This is a genomic window from Cumulibacter manganitolerans (assembly GCF_009602465.1).
Classification (GTDB): domain Bacteria; phylum Actinomycetota; class Actinomycetes; order Mycobacteriales; family Antricoccaceae; genus Cumulibacter; species Cumulibacter manganitolerans.
The window spans coordinates 15401-35876 of sequence record NZ_WBKP01000040.1 but is presented as its reverse complement, the minus strand read 5'-3'; the positions used below and the strand labels follow the sequence as shown (position 1 = coordinate 35876).

Annotated in this window: 21 protein-coding genes and 1 pseudogene; 15 read left to right on the top strand and 7 right to left on the bottom strand. The window is 69.0% G+C overall.

Translation table 11 applies throughout. The features are described 5' to 3' along the window. Both F8A92_RS13720 and F8A92_RS13715 read left to right on the top strand, forming a co-directional pair. On the top strand, positions 1–493 hold a 493-nt coding region (locus tag F8A92_RS13720), incomplete at its 5' end, for a M23 family metallopeptidase (RefSeq protein ID WP_153505729.1). A 50-nt stretch (positions 494–543) separates the two neighbouring features. Next, positions 544–1692, top strand: coding sequence for a CaiB/BaiF CoA transferase family protein (locus F8A92_RS13715; protein WP_153505728.1), 1149 nt, complete (start codon positions 544–546; stop codon positions 1690–1692). Between the two features lie 9 nt (positions 1693–1701). On the opposite strand, the gene F8A92_RS13710 is transcribed toward F8A92_RS13715, so the two are convergent. From F8A92_RS13710 to F8A92_RS13700, 3 genes are all read right to left on the bottom strand, one after another. After that, positions 1702–2136, bottom strand: a complete 435-nt coding sequence (locus F8A92_RS13710; protein ID WP_153505727.1) for an HIT family protein — start codon at positions 2134–2136, stop codon at positions 1702–1704. 44 nt (positions 2137–2180) lie between these two features. Further along, entirely contained in the window at positions 2181–3329 is a 1149-nt protein-coding gene (locus F8A92_RS13705; protein ID WP_153505726.1) for an acyl-CoA dehydrogenase family protein, read from the bottom strand. Between the two features lie 72 nt (positions 3330–3401). After that, positions 3402–4556, bottom strand: coding sequence for a serine hydrolase domain-containing protein (locus F8A92_RS13700; RefSeq protein ID WP_153505725.1), 1155 nt, complete (start codon positions 4554–4556; stop codon positions 3402–3404). A 162-nt stretch (positions 4557–4718) separates the two neighbouring features. Here F8A92_RS13700 and F8A92_RS13695 point away from each other — a divergent pair, with 162 nt between their 5' ends. Both F8A92_RS13695 and F8A92_RS13690 read left to right on the top strand, forming a co-directional pair. Further along, positions 4719–5810, top strand: a complete 1092-nt coding sequence (locus F8A92_RS13695) for an S-(hydroxymethyl)mycothiol dehydrogenase (protein ID WP_228389454.1) — start codon at positions 4719–4721, stop codon at positions 5808–5810. Continuing rightward, positions 5807–6430, top strand: coding sequence for an MBL fold metallo-hydrolase (locus F8A92_RS13690; RefSeq protein WP_153505724.1), 624 nt, complete (start codon positions 5807–5809; stop codon positions 6428–6430). The genes F8A92_RS13695 and F8A92_RS13690 overlap by 4 nt, the downstream gene beginning before the upstream one ends. 6 nt (positions 6431–6436) lie before the next feature. Here the strand turns inward: F8A92_RS13690 and F8A92_RS13685 are convergent, their stop codons facing one another. Both F8A92_RS13685 and F8A92_RS13680 read right to left on the bottom strand, forming a co-directional pair. Next, positions 6437–7789 (bottom strand): dihydrolipoyl dehydrogenase family protein, encoded by a 1353-nt coding sequence (locus F8A92_RS13685; protein ID WP_153505723.1) that lies wholly within the window; start codon positions 7787–7789, stop codon positions 6437–6439. Positions 7790–7814: 25 nt separating this feature from the next. Beyond that, entirely contained in the window at positions 7815–8114 is a 300-nt protein-coding gene (locus F8A92_RS13680; protein ID WP_153505722.1) for a thioredoxin family protein, read from the bottom strand. Between the two features lie 55 nt (positions 8115–8169). Here F8A92_RS13680 and F8A92_RS13675 point away from each other — a divergent pair, with 55 nt between their 5' ends. From F8A92_RS13675 to F8A92_RS13630, 10 genes and pseudogenes are all read left to right on the top strand, one after another. Next, positions 8170–8568, top strand: coding sequence for a heavy metal-responsive transcriptional regulator (locus F8A92_RS13675; protein ID WP_153505721.1), 399 nt, complete (start codon positions 8170–8172; stop codon positions 8566–8568). Positions 8569–8902: 334 nt separating this feature from the next. Continuing rightward, positions 8903–10204 carry an ergothioneine biosynthesis protein EgtB gene (gene egtB, locus F8A92_RS13670; RefSeq protein ID WP_153505734.1) on the top strand — a complete coding sequence of 434 codons (1302 nt, stop codon included), beginning with the start codon at positions 8903–8905 and terminating at the stop codon, positions 10202–10204. Continuing rightward, positions 10201–11250 (top strand): annotated as a pseudogene (gene egtD / locus F8A92_RS13665) (L-histidine N(alpha)-methyltransferase). The gene egtB and the pseudogene egtD overlap by 4 nt, the downstream one beginning before the upstream one ends. An 88-nt stretch (positions 11251–11338) precedes the next feature. Beyond that, positions 11339–12880 carry a radical SAM protein gene (locus F8A92_RS13660; RefSeq protein ID WP_153505720.1) on the top strand — a complete coding sequence of 514 codons (1542 nt, stop codon included), beginning with the start codon at positions 11339–11341 and terminating at the stop codon, positions 12878–12880. Next, on the top strand, positions 12877–13695 hold the full coding sequence (locus F8A92_RS13655; protein WP_153505719.1) for a class I SAM-dependent methyltransferase: 819 nt from the start codon (positions 12877–12879) through the stop codon (positions 13693–13695). The genes F8A92_RS13660 and F8A92_RS13655 overlap by 4 nt, the downstream gene beginning before the upstream one ends. 125 nt (positions 13696–13820) lie before the next feature. Next, the gene (locus F8A92_RS13650; protein ID WP_228389453.1) at positions 13821–14264 is read left to right on the top strand and encodes an SRPBCC family protein; all 444 of its coding nucleotides are present in this window, start codon (positions 13821–13823) and stop codon (positions 14262–14264) included. A gap of 381 nt (positions 14265–14645) precedes the next feature. Continuing rightward, entirely contained in the window at positions 14646–15086 is a 441-nt protein-coding gene (locus F8A92_RS13645; protein ID WP_267130047.1) for a DUF427 domain-containing protein, read from the top strand. Beyond that, a complete protein-coding gene (locus tag F8A92_RS13640) occupies positions 15083–15895 on the top strand; it encodes a Crp/Fnr family transcriptional regulator (protein WP_228389452.1) in 813 nt (270 codons plus the stop codon). The genes F8A92_RS13645 and F8A92_RS13640 overlap by 4 nt, the downstream gene beginning before the upstream one ends. Before the next feature lie 71 nt (positions 15896–15966). Continuing rightward, on the top strand, positions 15967–16677 hold the full coding sequence (locus tag F8A92_RS13635) for a glycine/sarcosine/betaine reductase selenoprotein B family protein (RefSeq protein WP_153505717.1): 711 nt from the start codon (positions 15967–15969) through the stop codon (positions 16675–16677). A 63-nt stretch (positions 16678–16740) separates the two neighbouring features. Beyond that, on the top strand, positions 16741–16932 hold the full coding sequence (locus tag F8A92_RS13630) for a hypothetical protein (protein WP_153505716.1): 192 nt from the start codon (positions 16741–16743) through the stop codon (positions 16930–16932). A 133-nt stretch (positions 16933–17065) separates the two neighbouring features. On the opposite strand, the gene F8A92_RS13625 is transcribed toward F8A92_RS13630, so the two are convergent. Both F8A92_RS13625 and F8A92_RS13620 read right to left on the bottom strand, forming a co-directional pair. Next, positions 17066–18025, bottom strand: coding sequence for an LLM class F420-dependent oxidoreductase (locus F8A92_RS13625; RefSeq protein ID WP_153505715.1), 960 nt, complete (start codon positions 18023–18025; stop codon positions 17066–17068). A gap of 107 nt (positions 18026–18132) precedes the next feature. Next, entirely contained in the window at positions 18133–18639 is a 507-nt protein-coding gene (locus tag F8A92_RS13620; protein ID WP_153505714.1) for a hypothetical protein, read from the bottom strand. A 92-nt stretch (positions 18640–18731) separates the two neighbouring features. Between F8A92_RS13620 and F8A92_RS13615 the strand changes: the two genes are divergently transcribed. Continuing rightward, the gene (locus tag F8A92_RS13615) at positions 18732–20471 is read left to right on the top strand and encodes an HNH endonuclease signature motif containing protein (RefSeq protein ID WP_194291490.1); all 1740 of its coding nucleotides are present in this window, start codon (positions 18732–18734) and stop codon (positions 20469–20471) included. Positions 20472–20476: the final 5 nt, after the last annotated feature.

Below are 20476 nucleotides of genomic sequence, written 5' to 3'. Positions count from 1 at the left end.
GCAGGCCGCAGCCGCGCAGCAGGCCTCGCAGCAGCAGTCCTACTCCGCTCCGGCGCCGGCGGCGGCCGCCGCACCCGCCGCGACCAGCAGCGCCCAGAGCAACGGCTCGTGGGCGCGCCCCGCGGGCGGCGCGCTGACGAGCTGCTTCTGTGCGCGCTGGGGGACCTTCCACTACGGCATCGACATCGCGAACGTCATGCACACGCCGATCTACGCGGCCGGCACGGGCACCGTCATGCGGGCCGGGTTCGCCAACGGCTTCGGCCAGGCGATCTACATCCGGCACGACGACGGGTGGGTCACGGTCTACGGCCACGTCGAGGACATCTACGTCAGCGTCGGCCAGCGGGTGTACGCCGGCCAGCAGATCGGCGGCATGGGCAAGCGCGGCCAGTCCACCGGCGTCCACCTGCACTTCGAGGTCACCCAGGGCATGTACGGCACCCGCGTCAACCCGATCCCGTGGCTGGCCGCCCGGGGCATCTACCTGTAGCTCCCCCGGTGATCGTTAGCATTGCTAACACTTCCCGCTAGGATCGGTGCATGACTGCACCGCGCCCGCTGGACGGCATGCTCGTCCTGGACCTGACCATGATGATCGCCGGCCCGCTGGCCGGCACGATCTGCGCCGACCTCGGCGCCGACGTCATCAAGGTGGAGCCGCCGTCCGGCGACGGCAGCCGCGCCTACTTCAGCGCCGACCCGACGGTGCGGTTCAACTCGATGACCGCCGCGTTCAACCGCGGCAAGCGCTCGCTGGCGATCGACCTGACCGACCCCGACGACCATGCGCTGTTCCTGCGGATCGCCGCCGAGGCGGACGTCGTGATCGAGGCGTTCCGGCCGGGGGTGGCCGCCAAGCTCGGCATCACCTACGACGAGATCCGCGCGGTCAACGACGACATCGTGTACGTCTCGATCAGCGGGTTCGGCCAGCACGGACCGGACGCCGGGCGCCCCGGCTTCGACACCGCCATCCAGGGCGAGTCGGGCCTCATGGTGATCACCGGCGAGCCCGACGGGCTCCCCCAGCGGGTCGGCACCCAGATCGTCGACGCCAGCACCGGCATCACCGCCGCGCAGGCGATCTGCGCCGCACTGCTCAACCGCGAGCGGCACGGGTGCGGCGACCGGATCGAGTGCTCGCTGCTGGCCACCGCGATCGCGCTGCAGACGCACAACTACACGGAGTACCTGACCGTCGACGTGCCGCTCACCCGGGCCGGCGCGCATCCGGTGTTCACCACGCCGTCCGGCACCTACGCCACGAGCGACGGGCTGATCCTGTTCTCGGCGAACACTCCGAAGCACTGGAGCGCGCTGACGCGCGCGCTCGGAGACCCCGAGCTGATCGACAACCCCAAGCACGCCGACCAGGCCGGGCGCAGCGGTGACCGGGCGTTCCTGCTGGAGCGCGTGCAGCAGATCCTGCGCACTCGCACGACGGCCGAGTGGGTCGAGCGCTTCCGGGCGGCGGGGATCGTCTACGGCGAGGTCCGCGACTACCCCGCCGTGGTCGCGAGCCCGCAGTTTGCGGCCGAGCAGCTCGCCCTCGAGGTCGAGCGGGACGGCGTGGTCACGCACACCGTCCGGACCCCGGCTCGCTATTCGTCGTTCACCCCCGCGCCGACCGCCGGCGCGCCGGCGCTGGGCGCCGACACCGCGGCCATCCGCGCCGAGTACCCCGCGTAGCGGCGTCCGTTACGCCTGCGCCGCGTCGACCTGCGCGGCGTACCCCGCCTCGCGGAGCGCCTGTCGCAGCGCGCTCGCGTTCGCGTCGAGGCGACGCGGGTCGGGACGGCGATCCTTGTGCGCCAGGTCGAAGTCGGCGAACCGGTTGGTCGGGAAGCTGTGGATGTGCAGGTGCGGGATCTCGTAGCCCATGACCATCAGGCCGATCCGCCGCGACGGGAAGGCGACCTGCTGCGCTCTGCCGACGGCACCCACGACCTGCCACAAGTGCGCCATCAGATCGTCGGGGGCGTCGGTCCACCGGTCGACCTCGGTGACCGGCACGACGAGGGTGTGCCCGTCGGTCAGCGGGTAGGCGTCCAGGAACGCGGCACAGACAGGGTCGCGCCAGACCAGGCGACCCGGACGCTCACCGCGGATGATCTGCGAGAAGACTGTCGGCACCGCCCCACCCTATCGGCGAGGCGGTGCACCGGTCCTCGGCCGGCTCAGCCCTGGCGGTACGGCGCCAGCGCCTGCTTGGCGATGACGATCTGCTGGATCTGCGAGGTGCCCTCGTAGATCCGGAACAGCCGGACGTCGCGGTACAGCCGCTCGACCGCGTAGCCGTGCATGTAGCCGTAGCCGCCGTGCACCTGCACCGCGCGGTCGGCGATCCGACCGACGGCCTCGGAGGCGAAGTACTTGGCGACCGACGGCGCCATCCGGCGGTCGTTCTCGCTGTCCCAGTCGCGGGCGCCGTTGAGCACGACCGACTCGCTGGCGTACAGGTCGGTCTGCGCGTCGGCGATCAGGCCCTGCACGAGCTGGTAGTTGGCGATCGACTGGCCGCCCTGCTGGCGCTCCGCGGCGTACTTGGTCATCTCGTGCACGATGCGCCGCGAGACGCCGGTCATGAACGCGGCGAGGGTCAGCCGGCCCTGCTGCAGCGAGCGCATGGCGGTCGGGAAGCCGACCGACTCGTCACCGCCGATGAGGTGGTCGGCGGGGATGCGCACATTGTCGAAGTTGATGTCGGAGGTCCACGCGCCGCGCTGGCCCATCTTCTTGTCGTGCGGCGCGATGGTCACGCCGGGACGGTCGGTCTCCACCAGGAACACCGCGATGCCCTTGCCGCCGGGGGTGTCACCCACCCGCGCGAACACCATGAGCACCTGCGCCATCGCGGCGTTGGTGATGAAGCACTTGCCGCCGTTGATGACGTATTCGTCGCCCTCGCGGACCGCCTTGGTGCGCAGCGAGGACGGGTCGGAGCCGGCCTCCGGCTCGGTGAGCGCGAACGACGCGGTGACCTCGCCCGAGGCGAGCCGCGGGAGCCACTGCTTCTTCTGCTCCTCGGTGCCGGCCTTGACCAGCACCTGGCCGGCGATGCCGTTGTTGGTGCCGAACATGGACCGGAAGGACGGCGTGCCCCACCCGAGCTCGATGTTCAGCAGCACCTCCTGCATCATGTCCAGCCCGAGGCCGCCGTACTCCTCGGGGATGGCGAACCCGAACAGGCCCATCTCCTTGGCCTGGTCGCGGATGCTGTCGGGGACCTTGTCGTCGGCCTCGATCTGCTCCTCGGCGGGCACGACGACCTCGCGCATGAACGTGCGTACCGCCTTCAAGACCTCGTCGAAGTCCTCGTTGTCCATGGTCGCGCTCCTCGTTGCTCGATTAAATCCCTTCGACATGCTAACGAACAGCACCGGACCCCTCAACGCGACCTAAGACACCTCGGCGTACACCGCCTGCTCGAACGCCTGATACATCTGCAGGGCGCCCGGGCTCACGAACGGCAGGGTCTGCGAGTAGATGCCCGCGACGACGCCGGCCTGCGGATCGATCCAGAAGTGCGTGTTGCACAAACCCGCCCACGACCCCGAGCCGGCCCGGCGCATCCCCGGCAGGTCCTGGGGGTTCAGCAGCAGGCCGAGACCCCACTTCCAGCCCGGACCGGCGAGGAAGTCCTCGGTGTACGCGTGGTCGGCGCTGCGGATCTCCGCCGGGAAGTCCAGCGCGCCGATCTGGTTGCTGAACATCTGCCGGACGGTCGCCTCCTGCAGGATGCGCCGGCCGTCGAGCTCACCACCGCGCAGCAGCGCCCGCTCGAAGCGCAGGTAGTCCCGGGGAGTGCTGTACAGCCCGTGGCCACCCGGAACGAGCTCGGGGTCCTGGGCGTACTCGACGCCGGAGTCGACCCAACCGTCCGGCGTGCTCACCTGAACCGGCGTGAGCCGCGACCTCTGCGCGTCGGTGAGCCGATAGGTCGTGTCCCGCATGCCGAGCGGGTCGAGGATGCCCTCGGTGACGAGGACGTCGAGCGGACGACCGGCCACCGCGGCGACGACGGCGCCGAGGACATCGGTGTTGATGCCGTACTCGAAGCGCTCGCCGGGGTCGAACAGCAGCGGCGCGTCGAGCATGCGGCGCTCGCCGCTGAGGATCCCCGGGTACCCGGTGACCTCCTCCCAGCGGTGGATGTCCTCGTTGAAGAACATGTAGCCGTGCCCGGCGGTGTGCGTGACGAGCTGCCGGACGGTGGCCGCGGACGCCGGGTCCCGGTACTGCGGCTCGTCGCCGTCGAACCCGCTGAGCACCTTGCGGTCGGCGAACTCCGGCAGGTACGTCTCGACGGGGGCGTCGAGGTCGAGGTGCCCCTGCTCGACGAGCTGCAGCGCCGCCGTGGTCGTGATGATCTTGGTCATCGACATGATTCGATACACCGTGTCGCCGTCGACCGAACCGTCGTCGGTGGGCGAGAGCGTTCCGGCGGCCGCTTCGTAGCGCACCCCGTCGCGATCGCCGACGATCGCGACCGCATTGGGGACCGCGCCGTCGGCGACCGCCTGCTCGAGGATCTCGGCGATACGTCCGGCCATCTGCTGCGCCTCCAGGACTCGACGGCAGGTCGGTTCCCGCCGTGCACCTGGGGCCAGTATCGCCACGAGTAGCCTGGGTCACAACCCCTCCCGCGCACGGACGGTCCCCTCTCCGGCGGACCCCCATACGATCGAGGCAACCCGATCCGACCTACGAGAGGTATGAGCATGCCGCAGACCGTCAAGGGCGTCGTCGCCCGCGCCAAGGGCGAGCCCGTCACCATCGAGAACGTCGTGGTGCCCGACCCCGGGCCGGGTGAGGCGGTGGTACGGGTGGCCGCGTGCGGCGTCTGCCACACCGACCTGCACTACCGCGAGGGCGGCATCAACGACGACTTCCCGTTCCTGCTCGGCCATGAGGCGGCCGGCGTCGTGGAGAGCGTCGGCGCCGGCGTGGACGACGTGCAACCCGGCGACTTCGTGATCCTGAACTGGCGCGCGGTGTGCGGGCAGTGCCGCGCCTGCCTGCGCGGGGAGCCGCAGTACTGCTTCAACACCCACAACGCCGCCCAGAAGATGACCCTCGAGGACGGCACCGAGCTGTCGCCGGCGCTGGGCATCGGCGCGTTCGCCGAGAAGACCCTCGTCGCCGCGGGCCAGTGCACCAAGGTCGACGAGGCCGACCCGGCCGTCGTCGGGCTGCTGGGCTGTGGGGTGATGGCCGGGCTCGGGGCGGCGGTGAACACCGCCAAGGTGCGCCCCGGCCAGTCCGTCGCCGTGATCGGCTGCGGCGGCGTCGGCAACGCCGCGATCGCCGGCGCGCGGCTGAACAACGCCTCGAAGGTCATCGCCGTCGACGTCGACGACAAGAAGCTCGAGTGGGCCACGGAATTCGGCGCCACGCACACCGTCAACTCCCGGCAACGCGATGCGGTCGAGGCGATGCAGGAGCTCACCGGCGGATTCGGCCCGGACGTCGTCATCGACGCCGTCGGACGCCCGGAGACGTTCTCGCAGGCGTTCTACGGGCGCGACCTGGCCGGGACCGCGGTGCTGGTCGGCGTACCGACCCCCGAGATGAAGTGGGAGATCCCGTTGATCGACCTGTTCGGGCGCGGCGGCGCGCTGAAGTCGAGCTGGTACGGCGACTGCCTTCCGTCGCGCGACTTCCCGATGCTGGTGGACCTGTACAAGCAGGGCCGCTTCCCGCTGGAGAAGTTCGTGACCGAGCGCATCGGGCTCGAGGACGTCGAGGCGGCGTTCGCGAAGATGCACGACGGCGCCGTCCTGCGCTCGGTGGTGGAGCTGTCATGACGGCGCGCGTGGAGCACCTGGTCACCTCCGGCACCTTCAGCCTGGACGGCGGCACGTGGGAGGTCGACAACAACGTCTGGATCGTCGGGGACGACGAGTCGGTCGTCGTCATCGACGCGCCGCACGACGCCGAGGCGATCATGCGGCAGGTCGGCGAGCGCAAGGTCGTCGCGATCGTGTGCACCCACGCGCACGACGACCACGTGGCGCAGGCGCCGCGGCTGCGCGAGCTCAGCGGGGCGCCGATCCTCCTGCACCCGGCCGACCGGGAGCTGTGGTCGCTGACCCACCCGGACGCGACGCCGGACAGCGACCTGGAGGACGGCGAGACGCTGTCCATCGCCGGCACCGACCTGCAGGTCATGCACACGCCGGGGCACGCGCCGGGCGCCGTGTGCCTGTACGCCCCCGACCTCGGCGTGGTGTTCACCGGCGACACGCTGTTCAACGGGGGCCCGGGCGCGACCGGCCGGTCGTTCAGCGACTACCCGACGATCGTCGAGTCGATCCGCTCCCGGCTGCTGACGCTGCCGGCGGACACGGTCGTGCACACCGGCCACGGCGACGACACCACCATCGGCGCCGAGGTCGACAACGTACCGGACGAGAAGGTGGACTAGGAGCACTCACAGCATGGAGCCCAGGTCTGACCCCACGGTCGGGTAGGCAGCGGTCATCGATTTGAGCTGTCGGGTGGTGAGTCGGGCCTTCATGGCCAGGCCGAGGATATTGATGAGCTCGGCGTACTCCGGGCCCAGGAGATGTGCCCCGACGACCCGGTCGGTGCCGCGGTCGACGAGGATCTTGGCGGCCGCCGTGGTCTCTCCGATGCGGTAGTTCGAGTACCAGCCGCTGGTGTCGTGGTAGCGGACGTCGATGTCGAGGCCTCTCTCGCGTGCTTCCTGCTCGAGCATGCCGACCCTGGCGAGCTCCGGAATGGTGAACACCGCGGTTGGCACGCCTGCGTAGTCGGGCACCCGAGCCGTTCCGTTCATCATGTTGGACGCGGCGAGCTTGCCCTCGAATACGGCGACGGGCGTCAGCGGCAGTCCGGGGGTGTCGGCCGAATCGCCCGCGGCGTACACGGCAGGATTGGTGGTGCTCTGCAGGTGGCCCGCGACCTTCACGCCGCGCGGCCCCCAATCGACACCTGCGGCGTCCAGGTCGAGGCCGGCGAGGTCGGCTTCGCGTCCTGCCCCGTGGACGACGAGATCGCACTCGATCGTCTCAGGGACTCCAGAGACATCGAGGTCGACTCGGAATCCGGAGTCCGTCTCCTCGACGGCCGTGATGCTCGTGGAGGGCCGGACGGCGATCCCTACCTGTCGGCTCCGCTCGATGAGCAGATCCACCAGGTCCGGGTCGAAGCCTTTCAGTGGTCGCCGTCCTCGGTCGATGACGGTGGGGCTGCTGCCGGCGCGGGCGGCGATGTGGGCGAACTCGAAGGAGACGAAGCCGCCACCGACGAACAGGACCCTGGCAGGCAACCTCTCGAGGTTCAGGAAGTCGGTGCTGTCGGTCAGGTGCTCGCTGCCCGGGAAGTCCAACGGGCGTGGATGGGCGCCTGCAGCAATCAGGTACCGGCCTGCCTCCACGGAGACTCCGGCGATGTCGACGCGGCCCTTGTCGAGGAATCGTGCCTGGCCGTGGAGGGTGTCGACGCCGTGCCTCGCGAGATCGCGTTCGAGGCTGTGCGGCACCGGGTCGGTGAAGCCGGCCTTATGCCTCATCAGGTCGTGCCAGTTGATGCTCAGGGACGGGTCGTCGATTCCCTTGCCTCGCATCAGCCGCGCGCTGTCGATGATCTCGGCGCCGCGTCGAAGGATCTTCTTGGGATCGCAGCCACGTAGCGCGCAGGTGCCGCCGTACGGCCGGGCGTCGACGATCGCGACCTGCCCGCCCTGGCCGGCGCACTTGTGGGCTGCGGCGACGCCGGCCATGCCGGCACCGACGACGAGAACGTCGTAGGTCTTGGTCATGCCAGTGCTCCGTTTCTGGGTGCCTTCACGCGGGCGGGAGGACGGCCTGCAGCTGCTCGATGGTGGGCGCACCGGCCGGTCCGGCCGGTGTCTGGTAGACGCGGCACGAGAGGCCCACTGGGGCATCGGCGTCGGCGAACACGTCCTCGCCGTTCACCAGGATGCTGGGCGACCCGTGGAACTCCAGGCGCTCCGCGTCCTCGATGGACTCCACGAGGTGGTGGGTCACCGCGATGTCGGCTCGTTCGGCGGTGATCGTGGCGAGCCGCTGGGCGACGGTCTTCCAGCTCGGGCAGCTGTCGAAGTACAGGAGTGTGATGTCCATGGGCGCGACCCTAGACCTTGAGCCGCACTACAAGGTCAAGGGCTAGGCTGGCAGCATGCTGATCGGACAGCTGGCCGACGCCGCGGAACTGGCCGCGCAGACCATCCGGTTCTACGAGCGTGAAGGCCTACTGCCGGTACCCGCACGTGGGGCCAACGGGTACCGCCACTACGGCGATGCCGCGCTGAACCGCCTCACCTTCATCCGAGCGGCGCAGGCGGCGGGCCTGACCCTGGGCGAGATTAGGAGCATCGTCGAGCTACGGGAGGAGGGAGACGTGCCCTGCACGCACGTGACGAGCCTGCTCTCGGCGAAACTGGCCGATGTCCGCGTCCGCCGGCGCGAGCTCGACACGCTGGCATCCGAGCTGGAGCGCCTCCTGAATCGCAGCACGCGGCTCAACCCGGGCGACTGCAGCGATTCCGATGTCTGCCACATCCTCACCGGCCATTAATGATCATGGCGCTGGCACCTGCCGGCAGCCTGCGGCTCACGCGATGCGAGACCCGCGAGCCGGAACAGCCACGCGTAGTCGTCATACAGGTCGTTGGCCCATACGAACGCGGTGCCCGCGCTGATGACGCCCAGCAAGGCGAGCACGGTCGGTCCGACACAGCACAACATCCCGGCTAGACCGGCTGTGAGGCCGATCCGCAGGACTGGCAGACCGCGAGGGACCGCCCGGCTCGTCTGTTTCACAGACACCAGCATCCGCAAATCGGTGGCCCACTATGTAACCCCGCACACTTTGTTCCCGTGCGATCCGGTGCGACGATCGTGCGGTGAGCATGCCAGCCGCACCTCTGTCCGATCCCGCCGCCTTGCTGAGCCGCTATGACGAGGTGCGGGCCCACACCGAGCGGCTCGCCGCGCCACTGTCGCCGGAGGACCAGACGGTGCAGTCGATGCCGGACGTGTCCCCGACCAAGTGGCACCGCGCGCACGTGACCTGGTTCTTCGAGACCTTCGTCCTGGCGGACGTCGAGAGCGGGTTCACGCCCTTCCAGGACACCTACTGGTTCCTGTTCAACAGCTACTACGAGTCCGTCGGCCCCCGCTTCGCGCGTCCGATGCGCGGCGTCATCAGCCGCCCGGGTGTCCACGACGTGGGGATCTATCGGCGCAACGTCGATGAACGCATGCGAGACGTTCTCGGCGGTGTGGACGACGGCACCCTCGCCAAGATCGCGAGCACCGTCGAGCTCGGCTTCCACCACGAGCAGCAACATCAGGAGCTGCTGCTCATGGACATCAAGCACGTCCTCTCGCTCAATCCACTGCGACCGGTCTACGCCGGTTCTCCCGCCGGCTCGGCCGACGGTGGTGCGCTCGGATGGAAGGAGTACGACGGAGGCCTGACTGAGATCGGCCACGACATCGGCCACGGATTCTGCTTCGACAACGAGATGCCCAGGCATCAGCAATACCTGCAGCCCTACCGGCTTGCCGACCGGCTGATAACCAACGGCGAGTGGCTGGAGTTCATGGCCGACGGCGGCTACCGGCGACCGGAGCTCTGGCTCTCCGACGGCTGGGCCCGCATCCAGAGCGAGGGCTGGACGGCGCCGTTCTATTGGTCCACGGTCGACGGGGTGTGGCTCGAGCACACGCTGCACGGCACATTCCCGGTCGCGCCGAACCTGCCGGTCTGCCACTTGAGCCACTACGAGGCCGACGCCTACGCTGCGTGGGCCGGCAAGAGGCTGCCGACCGAGGCGGAGTGGGAGCACGCCGCCGCACTGGAGGAGCCGGCCCCGACCCGGAATCCGGCGGCGAGTCCCGCGGCCGCCGAGTCGTGGCATCCGCGGGCCGCGGGCCCGGCGACCGGTGCGTTGCGACAGCTGTCCGGAGACTGCTGGGAGTGGACGTCGTCTGCTTATCTGCCCTATCCCCGCTTCCACCCGGCCGCCGGAGCGATCGGGGAGTACAACGGCAAGTTCATGTCGAACCAGATGGTGCTACGGGGCGGCTCCGTGCTGACGCCGCCGGGCCACTCGCGGACGTCCTACCGCAACTTCTTCCCGCCGGGCGCGCGGTGGCCGGTCACCGGCCTACGGCTTGCCGACGACGGCAGCGCAGGGCCTCGATGATCGGCCGCGGCACGGGCCCGCGGCCGCTTCACACTGACCCCTCGGGAGACTTACGAATTTGCACGGCTACCACTCCGCCGGCAGTGACCGACCTCAACGTGCTGCTCAGGCCCGGCGACCTGCGGGGAGCGCTCGAGCGCGACGCCCGTACGGGGCTGACGGCGTCGCCGAAGTGGCTGCCGCCCAAGTACTTCTACGACGACGCCGGCAGTGTGCTCTTCGAGGAGATCACCCGGCTACCGGAGTACTACCCGACACGTACCGAGCGGGCCTTGCTGACCTCCGTCGCAGATGAGATCGCGCGAACTGCAGGTGCGGAGGTTCTCGTCGAGCTTGGATCGGGCTCGAGCGAGAAGACCCGACTGCTCCTCGACGCCATGGCTGCCGCCGCCGGTCTCGCGGCCTACGTGCCCGTCGACGTTAGCGCCGGAGCGCTGGGGGCTGCCGTTCCGCAGCTGCGTCGGTCCTACCCGGCACTGCCAATACACGGTGTGGTGGCCGACTTCGACCACCATCTGGATCAACTGCCTGTCCACGGCCGCAGACTGATCGCGCTGCTCGGCAGCACGATCGGCAACTACGTTCCCGCTGCGCGCGCCGAGCTGCTCGCCCAGCTGACCGCGGGACTTCGGGTGGGAGAGACGCTGCTTCTCGGCCTCGACCTGGTCAAGGACCCCCGGCGCCTGGTCGCGGCGTACGACGACGCGACCGGCGTCACCGCGGAATTCAACCGCAACGTGCTGCACGTGCTGAACCGTGACCTGGGCGCCGACTTCGACCCGAGGCGTTTCGAGCACGTGGCCCTCTGGGACCCCGTGACCGAGTGGGTCTAGATGCGGTTGCGGGCTCTGGCACCGATGGTGGTGACGATCCCGACGCTGTCGCTGACCATCCGTTTCGCCCAAGGGGAGGAGATGCGCACCGAGATCTCAGCGAAGTTCCGCCACGAGCGGATTGCCCAGGAACTCGCCTCCGCCGGGCTGCGACTCGAGGGCTGGTGGACCGATCCCGCCAAGGACTACGCGCTCGCACTCGCCCGACGCTGATGTGCGGCCTCGACGCGACCGAGGTGCGGGACGCTTGTGTAAGAGGGAACACTGAGCCGGCATCCCGGTTCCGCGTACGGTCACGACCATGACGACCCGCGATCGTGATGAGGTGTTCCTCGAGCTGACCCGCTCCATCTGCCCGCTGTGCAAGCAGACCGTCAACGCCGAGGTCAACGCGCGGGACGACCAGGTGTTCCTCCGCAAGCGGTGCCCCGAGCACGGCGAGTTCGAGGCGCGCGTGTACGGCGATGCCGACATGTACGTCGCCGCGCAGCGTTTCAACAAGCCCGGCACCCGACCGCTGCAGACTCAGACCGATGTCAAGGACGGCTGCCCAGCTGACTGCGGGCTCTGTCCCGAGCACAAGCAGCACGCGTGCCTGGGCATCATCGAGGTCAATACCGGCTGCAACCTCGACTGCCCGATCTGCTTCGCTGACTCGGGGTCGGTACGGGACAAGGGACCCGACGGCTACCAGATCACGCTCGAGCAGTGCGCCACCATGCTCGACGCCTTCGTGGCGGCCGAGGGCGAACCCGAGGTGGTGATGTTCTCCGGGGGAGAGCCGACCCTCCACAAGGACATCCTCGCCATGATCGACCTGGCCCAGGGTCGGCCAATCAACGCGGTCAATCTCAACACCAACGGCCTGCGGCTCGCCTCGGACAAGAGGTTCGTCGCCGAACTCGGCCGCCGCAACCGCCCCGGCCGCCCGGTGAACGTCTACCTGCAGTTCGACGGGCTCGAGAAGAAGACCCAGCTGGCCATCCGGGGCCGAGACCTCCGCGAGATCAAGCAGCGGGCGCTGGACAACTGCGCCGAGGCGGGGCTCACGGTCACGCTGGTGGCCGCCATCGAGAAGGGCATCAACGAGCACGAGATCGGCGCGGTCATCCGCCACGGGCTCGCGCATCCCGCGGCGCGCTCAGTCGTATTCCAGCCGGTGACCCACTCCGGCCGGCACGTCGAGTTCGACCCGCTCACCCGCCTGACCAACTCCGACGTGCTGCACGCGATCGGCACGCAGGTCCCCGAGTGGCTCACTGTCGAGGACTTCTTCCCCGTCCCCTGCTGCGCCCCAACCTGCCGCTCGGTCACCTATCTGCTCACTCAAGGGACTCCGGCCGACCCCGACTTCGGGCTCGTCCCGATCCCCCGGCTGCTGCAGGTCGAGGACTACCTCGACTACGTCGCCAACCGGGTGGTACCCGACTACGAGATTCGTGAGGCCCTGGAGAAGCTGTGGAGCGCCTCGGCGTTCATCGGTACCGGCACGAACGATGACAGGCTCATGCGGGTCGCCGAGGCGCTCGACTGCGCCGACGCCTGCGGGGTCAACCTCCCGGAAGCGCTCAGCACGATCACCGAGAACACCTTCATGATCGTGGTCCAGGACTTCCTCGACCCCTACACCCTCAATGTTCGCCAGCTGATGAAGTGCTGCGTGGAGGAGATCACCCCCGACGGTCGCCTGATCCCGTTCTGCGCCTACAACTCCGTGGGCTATCGCGAGCAGGTCCGCGCCCAGATGAGCGGCGTCGAGGTCGCCGACGTCGTGCCGAACGCCAGCCAGCTGCAACCGCTGCTCGTCGAGACCCGCTACGGCAGCAAGCAGGTACGGCGATGAACGGCGCAGATCTCACCAACGGCCTGGGTGCAGCTCGGATCAAAGCCTGCTGCGCCACCGGCTACTCCTCCGACCTCGTCAGCATGCTGCTCGGAACCTCCTACCACCCCGGCGGCACCCAGCTCACCCGCAGACTGCTCGACGCGGTCGACCTTCAACCCGGCGAACGGCTGGCTGACGTCGCCAGCGGCGTCGGCACCACTGCCCTGCTCGCCGTCCAGGAGTACAACGCGATCGTCGACGGCATCGATTTGTCGGCCTCGAACGTCGCGCGCGCCACCGCGGCCGTCGAGGCCGCGGGGATCGATGAGCGGGCCCGGTTCCAGCATGGTGACGCCGAGGCGCTGCCGCTCGGCGATGCGGGCTGGGACGTCATCGTGTGTGAGTGCGCTCTGTGCACCTTTCCCGACAAGCCGATCGCCGTCGCCGAGATGGCCCGGGTGCTGCGGCCGGGCGGCCGGGTGGGGATCAGCGACGTCACCGCGGACCGGGACCGCCTCCCGGCCGAGCTGACGGGTCTCGGCGCCTGGATCGGGTGCGTGGCCGACGCCCGCCCCGCGGAGGAGTACGAGGCACTGCTGACCGCTCACGGACTACGGGTGAGGCTGGTCGAACCGCACCGCGAGGCCTTGGACCGGATGGTGCTGCAGATCGCCGCCCGCATCGAACTGCTGCGGATGATGCAACGGGACCGCGCGGCGGCACTCGGCCTGGACTTCGACCGGATACGCCCGATCCTGTCGGCGACGCAGCACGCCGTCGAGAACGGCGCGCTGGGATACGCGCTCATCGTCGCGGAGAAGCCATGCGCGTGACGACGCTACTCGCGGCGGTCGCCGCTGGCCCCGGCGGCGCCGCGGCGTACGTCGGGGTGATAACCGGTCGGCTGAGCCTGCACCTCGACATTGGACGGCGCACCCGCCCGCTGGGACCGATCACCGTGGACATCGCCGCTCCCCGGGACGTCGTGTATGCAATGACGGTGGCGCCGTACGCCGAGCGACGGCCGCGTGCGATGGCCGAAAAGGTCCACATCCTCGAGCGCTCCGAACGGATGGTGCTCGCGGCACATTACACGGCGGTCGGCAATCGGCTGACTGCGGTGACCGTGGAAACGGTCCGCTTCGACCCACCCGCCAGCGTCAGGTTCCGCCTCGTGCGAGGTCCCGTCCCTGTGGTCACCGAGACCTTCGATCTCGAGTCGTGCGGCCGTGGGACACGGCTGACCTACACCGGCGAGCTCGGCACCGACCTCGGCCGCCTCGGCGAGCTATGGGGCGACGTGGTCGCCCGCAGCTGGACCACGGCGGTCGAGGCCTCCCTCGAGCTGATCAAGACCGAAAGCGAACGACGCGCGGGCCCCAGTCACCAGCCGGGAGGTTGAAACGACAATCAGCCGGTGACGTGAATTCCCCGGATGGCGTCGGGGTGGTCCTCGGGCGGCCGGCGATGTCGAGGGTGTCGCAGACGTCCAGGGCACTCACCTGCGACATCACCGATTCAGCTGCGCCATGGGTGACGCAGTGCTGCCAGTGCAACTGCTCTTGTCCTCCACTCGCGCCGTTATGTGAGCACGCCCACGGTGCGGTGACTGTGGTCGGTCTAGCGTCGAGTCGCACAGGCCGTTTCATCGAGAGGATCACTGCTATGCCACGTATTCCCGTCCCCGATCTTCCGGCCGCGCCGTCAGTGCGATCGTCGCTGGTCGAGTATGGCTGCCGCCAGGCACCGCGTTAGTGAGGGAAACACCATGAGGATGCAGGCCGTGTTCCAGGACACCGTGATCGCCGATAGCGACGACACCGTCGTTGTCGAAGGCAACCACTACTTTCCCGAGCAGTCATTGCGTCGTGAACACCTACGGCCCAGTTCCACTACCAGCATCTGCCCATGGAAGGGGAAGGCCAGCTACTACACGGTCGCGGTAGGCGAAGCAGTGAACCTGGATGCCGCCTGGACTTATCCCAAACCGTCGTTTATCGCCCGAAAGATCAAAGGGCGTGTCGCCTTCTGGAACGGGGTCGAGGTCCGCCCGTCCCGCGCGGCGGCCACTGATGACGCATACAACGCTGATGTGGTGGTCGTCGACATGGACCTGCGCTCCGTGATCTTCGCGGCCGAGAACCGGCACCGTGCCGAAGCCGAGGTCATCCCTGCGGCAAGCCACGCAGCGCCCGGTTATGTGCGAGCCGGCGTGGCGATGTGAACAGCGGCATGATATTGGTCAGGCACGCATCAGGCGGGTGTATCAGCGGCGAGAGACTTGAGATGATCGCCGGTCAGACCCGACCCTGGGGTCCTGGCCGACGAGAGGACGACATGCAGATGCACGAGGCAGTGAATGACCCGGAGCGGGTTTGGTGCATGTCGGAGGTTGATATCTTCTGCGACCTGGATGAGCAGGAGATGCAGTCGATGGCGCAGGCCGCACCTGTGCGGACCTACCCCGCCGGCGAGCTCATCTTTTCTGCCCACGACCCCGTGGAGGTCCTGTTCATCCTGAAAAAGGGCCGGGTCCGGATCTTCCGGGTGTCCGAGGACGGCCGCGCGCTCACCACGGCGATCCTCGAGCCGGGGACCATCTTCGGTGAGATGGTGACCGTAGGCCAGCACATGCACGGCTCATTCGCCGAGGCGATGGAGGAGGTCGTCGTGTGTGTGATGAGCTGCGCCGACGTCCGCCGGTTTCTGCTCGGTGATCCTCGGATCGCCGCGCGCATCGCCGAGACCATGGGCCGCCGGCTCAGCGAGCTCGAGCAGCGGCTCAGCGACGTGGTGTTCAAGTCGGTGCCGCAGCGAGTGGCCGGGACAGTGGCGACTCTGGCCGAAGGAGGAAGCCGGCTACGCGGCGGCCACGTGCGGATCACGCACGAACAGCTCGCCGCGCTCGCCGGGACATCCCGAGAGACCACCACGAAAGTGCTCGGCGACCTCGCGAGCAGCGGCCTGATCGCCCTGGGCCGAGGCCGGATATCTGTACTCGATCCCCACGGGCTACGCGCGGTGGCCGGCTAACGACCCCGATCACATCGAGACTCGATCGACCAACCAGTCGGTGATCTCACGACACCGACCAAGGAGCAACCATGAACACAGATGCCGACCCGCACGGCCATGAGGACTCTCAACCCGCGTTGTCGTTCGAGGAGTTCCGCCGGTCGTTCTTCTACGGCGAGCACGCCGACATGCAGTTCAAGTTTCTTGCCAAGCTGAGCGATGCAGCTGCTGCCGACGCCGTAGCCGGCGTACTCGCCGCGCTGGGTGAGGCCTTCGACACCGGCGACCTCGAACCGGTCCGGGACGCGGTGTACCAGGCGCAAGTCACCGCGTACGCCGGTGACGACACACCGACGGTGACCGACGCACCGTTCACTCCGGTCACCGGTGACCTGGCCGGGATGCGACTCGCACTGATCTCCGCTGGCGGCGTCTTCCGCGTCGGGGATGACCCGATGGGCCCTCACGGCCCCACCCAACAGGAATCGTTGAGCATGATCAACGATTTCCTGCGCGGCACGCCCACGCTGTCTCGCCTTCCCAAGGACACTCCGGACACCGAGTTGACGGCCCGTCATCCCGGTTACGACGCCCGGACCGCGCAGCGCGATCCCGGCACGGTCTTTCCCCTGGCCGTCCTGCGCGAGCTCCAGGACGCGGGGCAGATCCTGCTCGCCGACAACCACTACGCGTTCACAGGTGCCACGTCCCAACGTCGCCTGCAGCACCGGGTTGCGCCCCAGTGGGCCGAGCAACTGGTCGCTGAAGAGGTCGACGCCTGCCTGCTGGTCGCTACTTGACCGGTGTGCCACGAGTCGGTCGGACTCGTCGCGAGGGCTCTGGAGGCAGCGGGAATCGCTACCGTGTCGGTGTACGTGCGCGCGTTCGCCCACATCGCCGGGCGCCTACGCGTGCCGCGCGTGCTGGTCACCCCGCACTTGATCGGTCGCACGATCGGCCCGGTCGCAGACCGGCTCCGGCAGCGCGAGGTGGTGACGGCCGCGCTTCAGCTTTTACAGCACGCGCGCGATCCCCAGGCACTGCAGTACCTGTAGGCATTGCAGGCCCAATAACGTCCGCGTTCGCGGATACATTTATCCTGCCGCGTGGCGATAGGCGCGGTACCGGTCCCGCCGACATCATCCATCAGGGATCGACGGCGCCGGACGATGGGCTGAGCCGAAGCCCTCAGTAGCCGGAGATGATGTCCTGCATGGCGGGCAGGATCTCGTCGTCGTACGCCAGGCCGGGCACGTAGTAGATGATGTAGTCGGCGCCTGCCTCGACGGCCGCCTCGGTGCGCTGCTTGATCGCATCGGCGCCGAGCGCCATCGTCTCGCGCCACTCGTCGGCGCTCCACCGGCTGCCACGCGCCTTGGCCGAGGCGGCCTCGAACCCGTCGCCGTCGGCAGTGGGGAAAGCCATGATGTTCGTCGACACGGTGATGTCGCCGAGGTCGCGGCCGAGCTTGTCGCAGTGCCCCTTTAGCACGCCGAGCTTCTGGCGGATGAGGTCGGGCTTGCCGGCGCCGATGTTGCACGCGTCGGCGTACTGCGCCACGAGCTTGAGGGTGACCTTCTCTCCCCCGCCACCGATCCACAGCGGGACCTTGCGGCCCGGCGCGGCACTCTTCGGCAGGTTGATCGGCTTGTCGATGTGGTAGTGCTTGCCCTCGTAGGTCGGCGCGTCCTCGGTCCACATCGCGTGGATGATCTCGACCGCCTCCCGGAAGGCGCGCATCCGCGGCGGGATGTCGGTCCACTCGTAGCCGTATGCCTTCCACTCGTGCTCGTACCAGCCGGCGCCGATCCCGGCGTACAGCCGGCCGTGCGACATGGCATCGACGGTGGAGGCGGTCTTGGCGTACAGCGACGGCTGGCGGTAGCCGTTGCAGCCGACCATCTGCCCGACGTTCACCCGGGACGTCTCGCGGGCCAGCGCGGCGGTCGACGTCCAGCACTCGAACACCACGTTCTCGGTCGGCTCGGGCACCGTGTGGAAGTGGTCGTAGACCCAGATCGAGTCCCAGGTCCCCGCGTCGGCCTCCTTGGCGACGCGCACCATCGCGTCGAAGGCCTCGGCGGGGTCCGGCACGTCGACCAGGTCCTGCCGCCACCCCTGTGGAACGAACACCCCGAACTTCGTCATCGATCTCTCCTCGGTCAGTCCCGGCCATCGGCGGCACGGCGCCACCGCAGCCGAGGCTCACGCTACGCACTCGCCCAGGCGGCGCGCATGCCAATCGGCCGACCGGTTCAGCCGTGCGCGACCGGAGGACGGCTGGTGCCGCCCGCGCGGAGCTTGAAGTGCACGACGACGTTGTCGATGATGAAGTTGTCGAGGTTGGCCTGATTTGTGGTCAGGCTGTATTTGACCGCGGCGATGTGCAGAACGTTCTGCTCACGAAGGACGTCGGCGGGCACCAGAAGGGTGTGGCTCTTCCAGAAATGCTGGACTTGGCCGCCCATGCGCTCCGCGGCCGCAGGGGTGATCCCGCCGGGGATGTCCACGCCGTTGATGCGGAGAATGTTCCTGGGTGGCGGCTGCGGTACGACGAACGGCTGGAACGAGCCTGCCTGCACACCGAGCGACTCGAACTGCAGCAGGGCCATCTCGCGCGAGTCCACGCCAGGGCACACGAACGGGAAGTCCTTCGCGGCGCCGACGAACGGCGCCTCCACCTCTTGAGCGAGGCTGAAATCGGGATCGGCGTCACCGAAACGCTGCCGGACGGCCTGGACGATCGTGAAGTCGCTCGGCATGACGGCCGCCTTCCCGCATGGATCTCCGTGCGGTCAGTGTCGCACCGGAATCGGGCCTGCACCAGGGCATGAACGCCGCAAGGATTCTGTCGGTGGCCGTGCGTAGCGTCGGTGGGGAGCAGTCGATCTGGGAACCGGGGGCGGTTGTCGTGGGGATCAACATCAACGAGCTCGGCCAGGAGGTACCGACCGAGGCGGAGACGGCGGCGTTCGCGGCCCGCGCCGAGGCGGCCGGGGTCATGACGAACCATCTTGCCGAGCACGAGGCGGAGGTGCTGGCCGCGCGGATCATCACCGGCGCGGCGAAGGTCGCGGTCACGACGGCCGCCTGGATCGAGATGGTCGGCGTGTTCGACGCCCGTCGCGGCGCCGACCACTACAACATCGAGTCGACGTCCAAGTGGCTCGCGTTCTCGTGCTCGATGAGCCCCGGCGCCGCGCGCGAGCACGTGCGGATCGCCCGCGCGCTGCGAGTGATGCCGCTGGTTGCCGAGGCGTTCGGGCGCGGCCTGCTGTCGTTCAGCAAGGCGCGCGAGTGCACCCGGCTCGCCGGTCTGATCGACGAGGCGACGCTCGTGGAGGTCGCCCGGAACATGACCGCGGCACAGCTGGAACGGGCGGTGCGTGGGTTCCGCGCCGGGCGCAGCCAGCGGCTGGTCGCCGAGGAGGCGCGTCGGGTCACGCATCGCGAGCTACCCGACGGGACCATCCAGATCAGCGCCTGGTTGCCGCCGGAAGAGGCCGCCATCGTGCTGAACGCCCTCGAGATCGCCACCGTGCGATACCGGTCGGCGGCGGCGCGCCAGGCCGGTGAGGAGCAGTCGGTTCTCGAGGAGGACGTTCCCGCGGGAACGCCCGATGCGGAGGCGCCCGTGCCGGCCTTCACGCTGGCCGACGCCCTGGTGGACGTGGCCCGCGGATTCATCGACTCCGGCCCGGCCGACGTGTCCGGCGAGGACCGCGATGTGGTCGTCGTCCACATCGACGAGCGTGACCTCCGCGACGCTGCCGCGCCGGACGACGACGTTCCCGCGGGAACGCGCGACGCCGATGCGACCGACGCCGTTGCTGCGGCGGACGCCGATCGATTCGGCGGTTCGACGTGGGCGGAGCCGGTCGGCCGGCTGGCGGCGACCACCGCGGCGCGGATCGCGTGCACCGGTGTCGTGCAGCCGGTAGTCACCGGCGCCGACGGCGAGGTGCTGGTCCTCGGCCGCGAGCGTCGCCTCGCGACCAAGGCCCAGAAACGGGCTCTGAAGGCGCGCGACCGGCATTGCCGATTCCCCGGCTGCACCCGAGCGACCCGCCTGCACGCGCATCACATCGTGCGGTGGAGCCTGGGCGGCCCGACGGACGTGTGCAACATGCTGCTGCTGTGCCAGCACCACCACGTCGTCGTGCACGCCGCCGGCATCACGATCACGAAGCGCCCGTCCCGACGCGGATACGACTTCCGGCGGGCTGGCGGCCAGCTGATCACGGCGCAGCATCCCTCGCAGTACTCCCGCGCCGGGCTCGCCGACCCGAATCTGCGCCATCCCGACGAGCGCGAGCTGCTCGCCGAGCTCACCGGCGACGCGCTGCGGCTGCAGGCAGCGCCGTCGGTGGTCGTCCCGAACCAGGACGAGGCCTGGCACTCCGTCAGCAGCATCCAGCCGCACTGGGACCTGCCGGCGGCGATGGAGTCCGTACGTCGGTACACCAGCGTGTTCGACACCGACGAGCACCCCTACCCGCGCTGGGCCGGCGCACGCGTCGGCCGTACCGACATGGCCGAGCTCCTCGAGCCCGCCGCGACGAGCCCGATCACCAACGAGTACGCCGGCTACTGAACCCG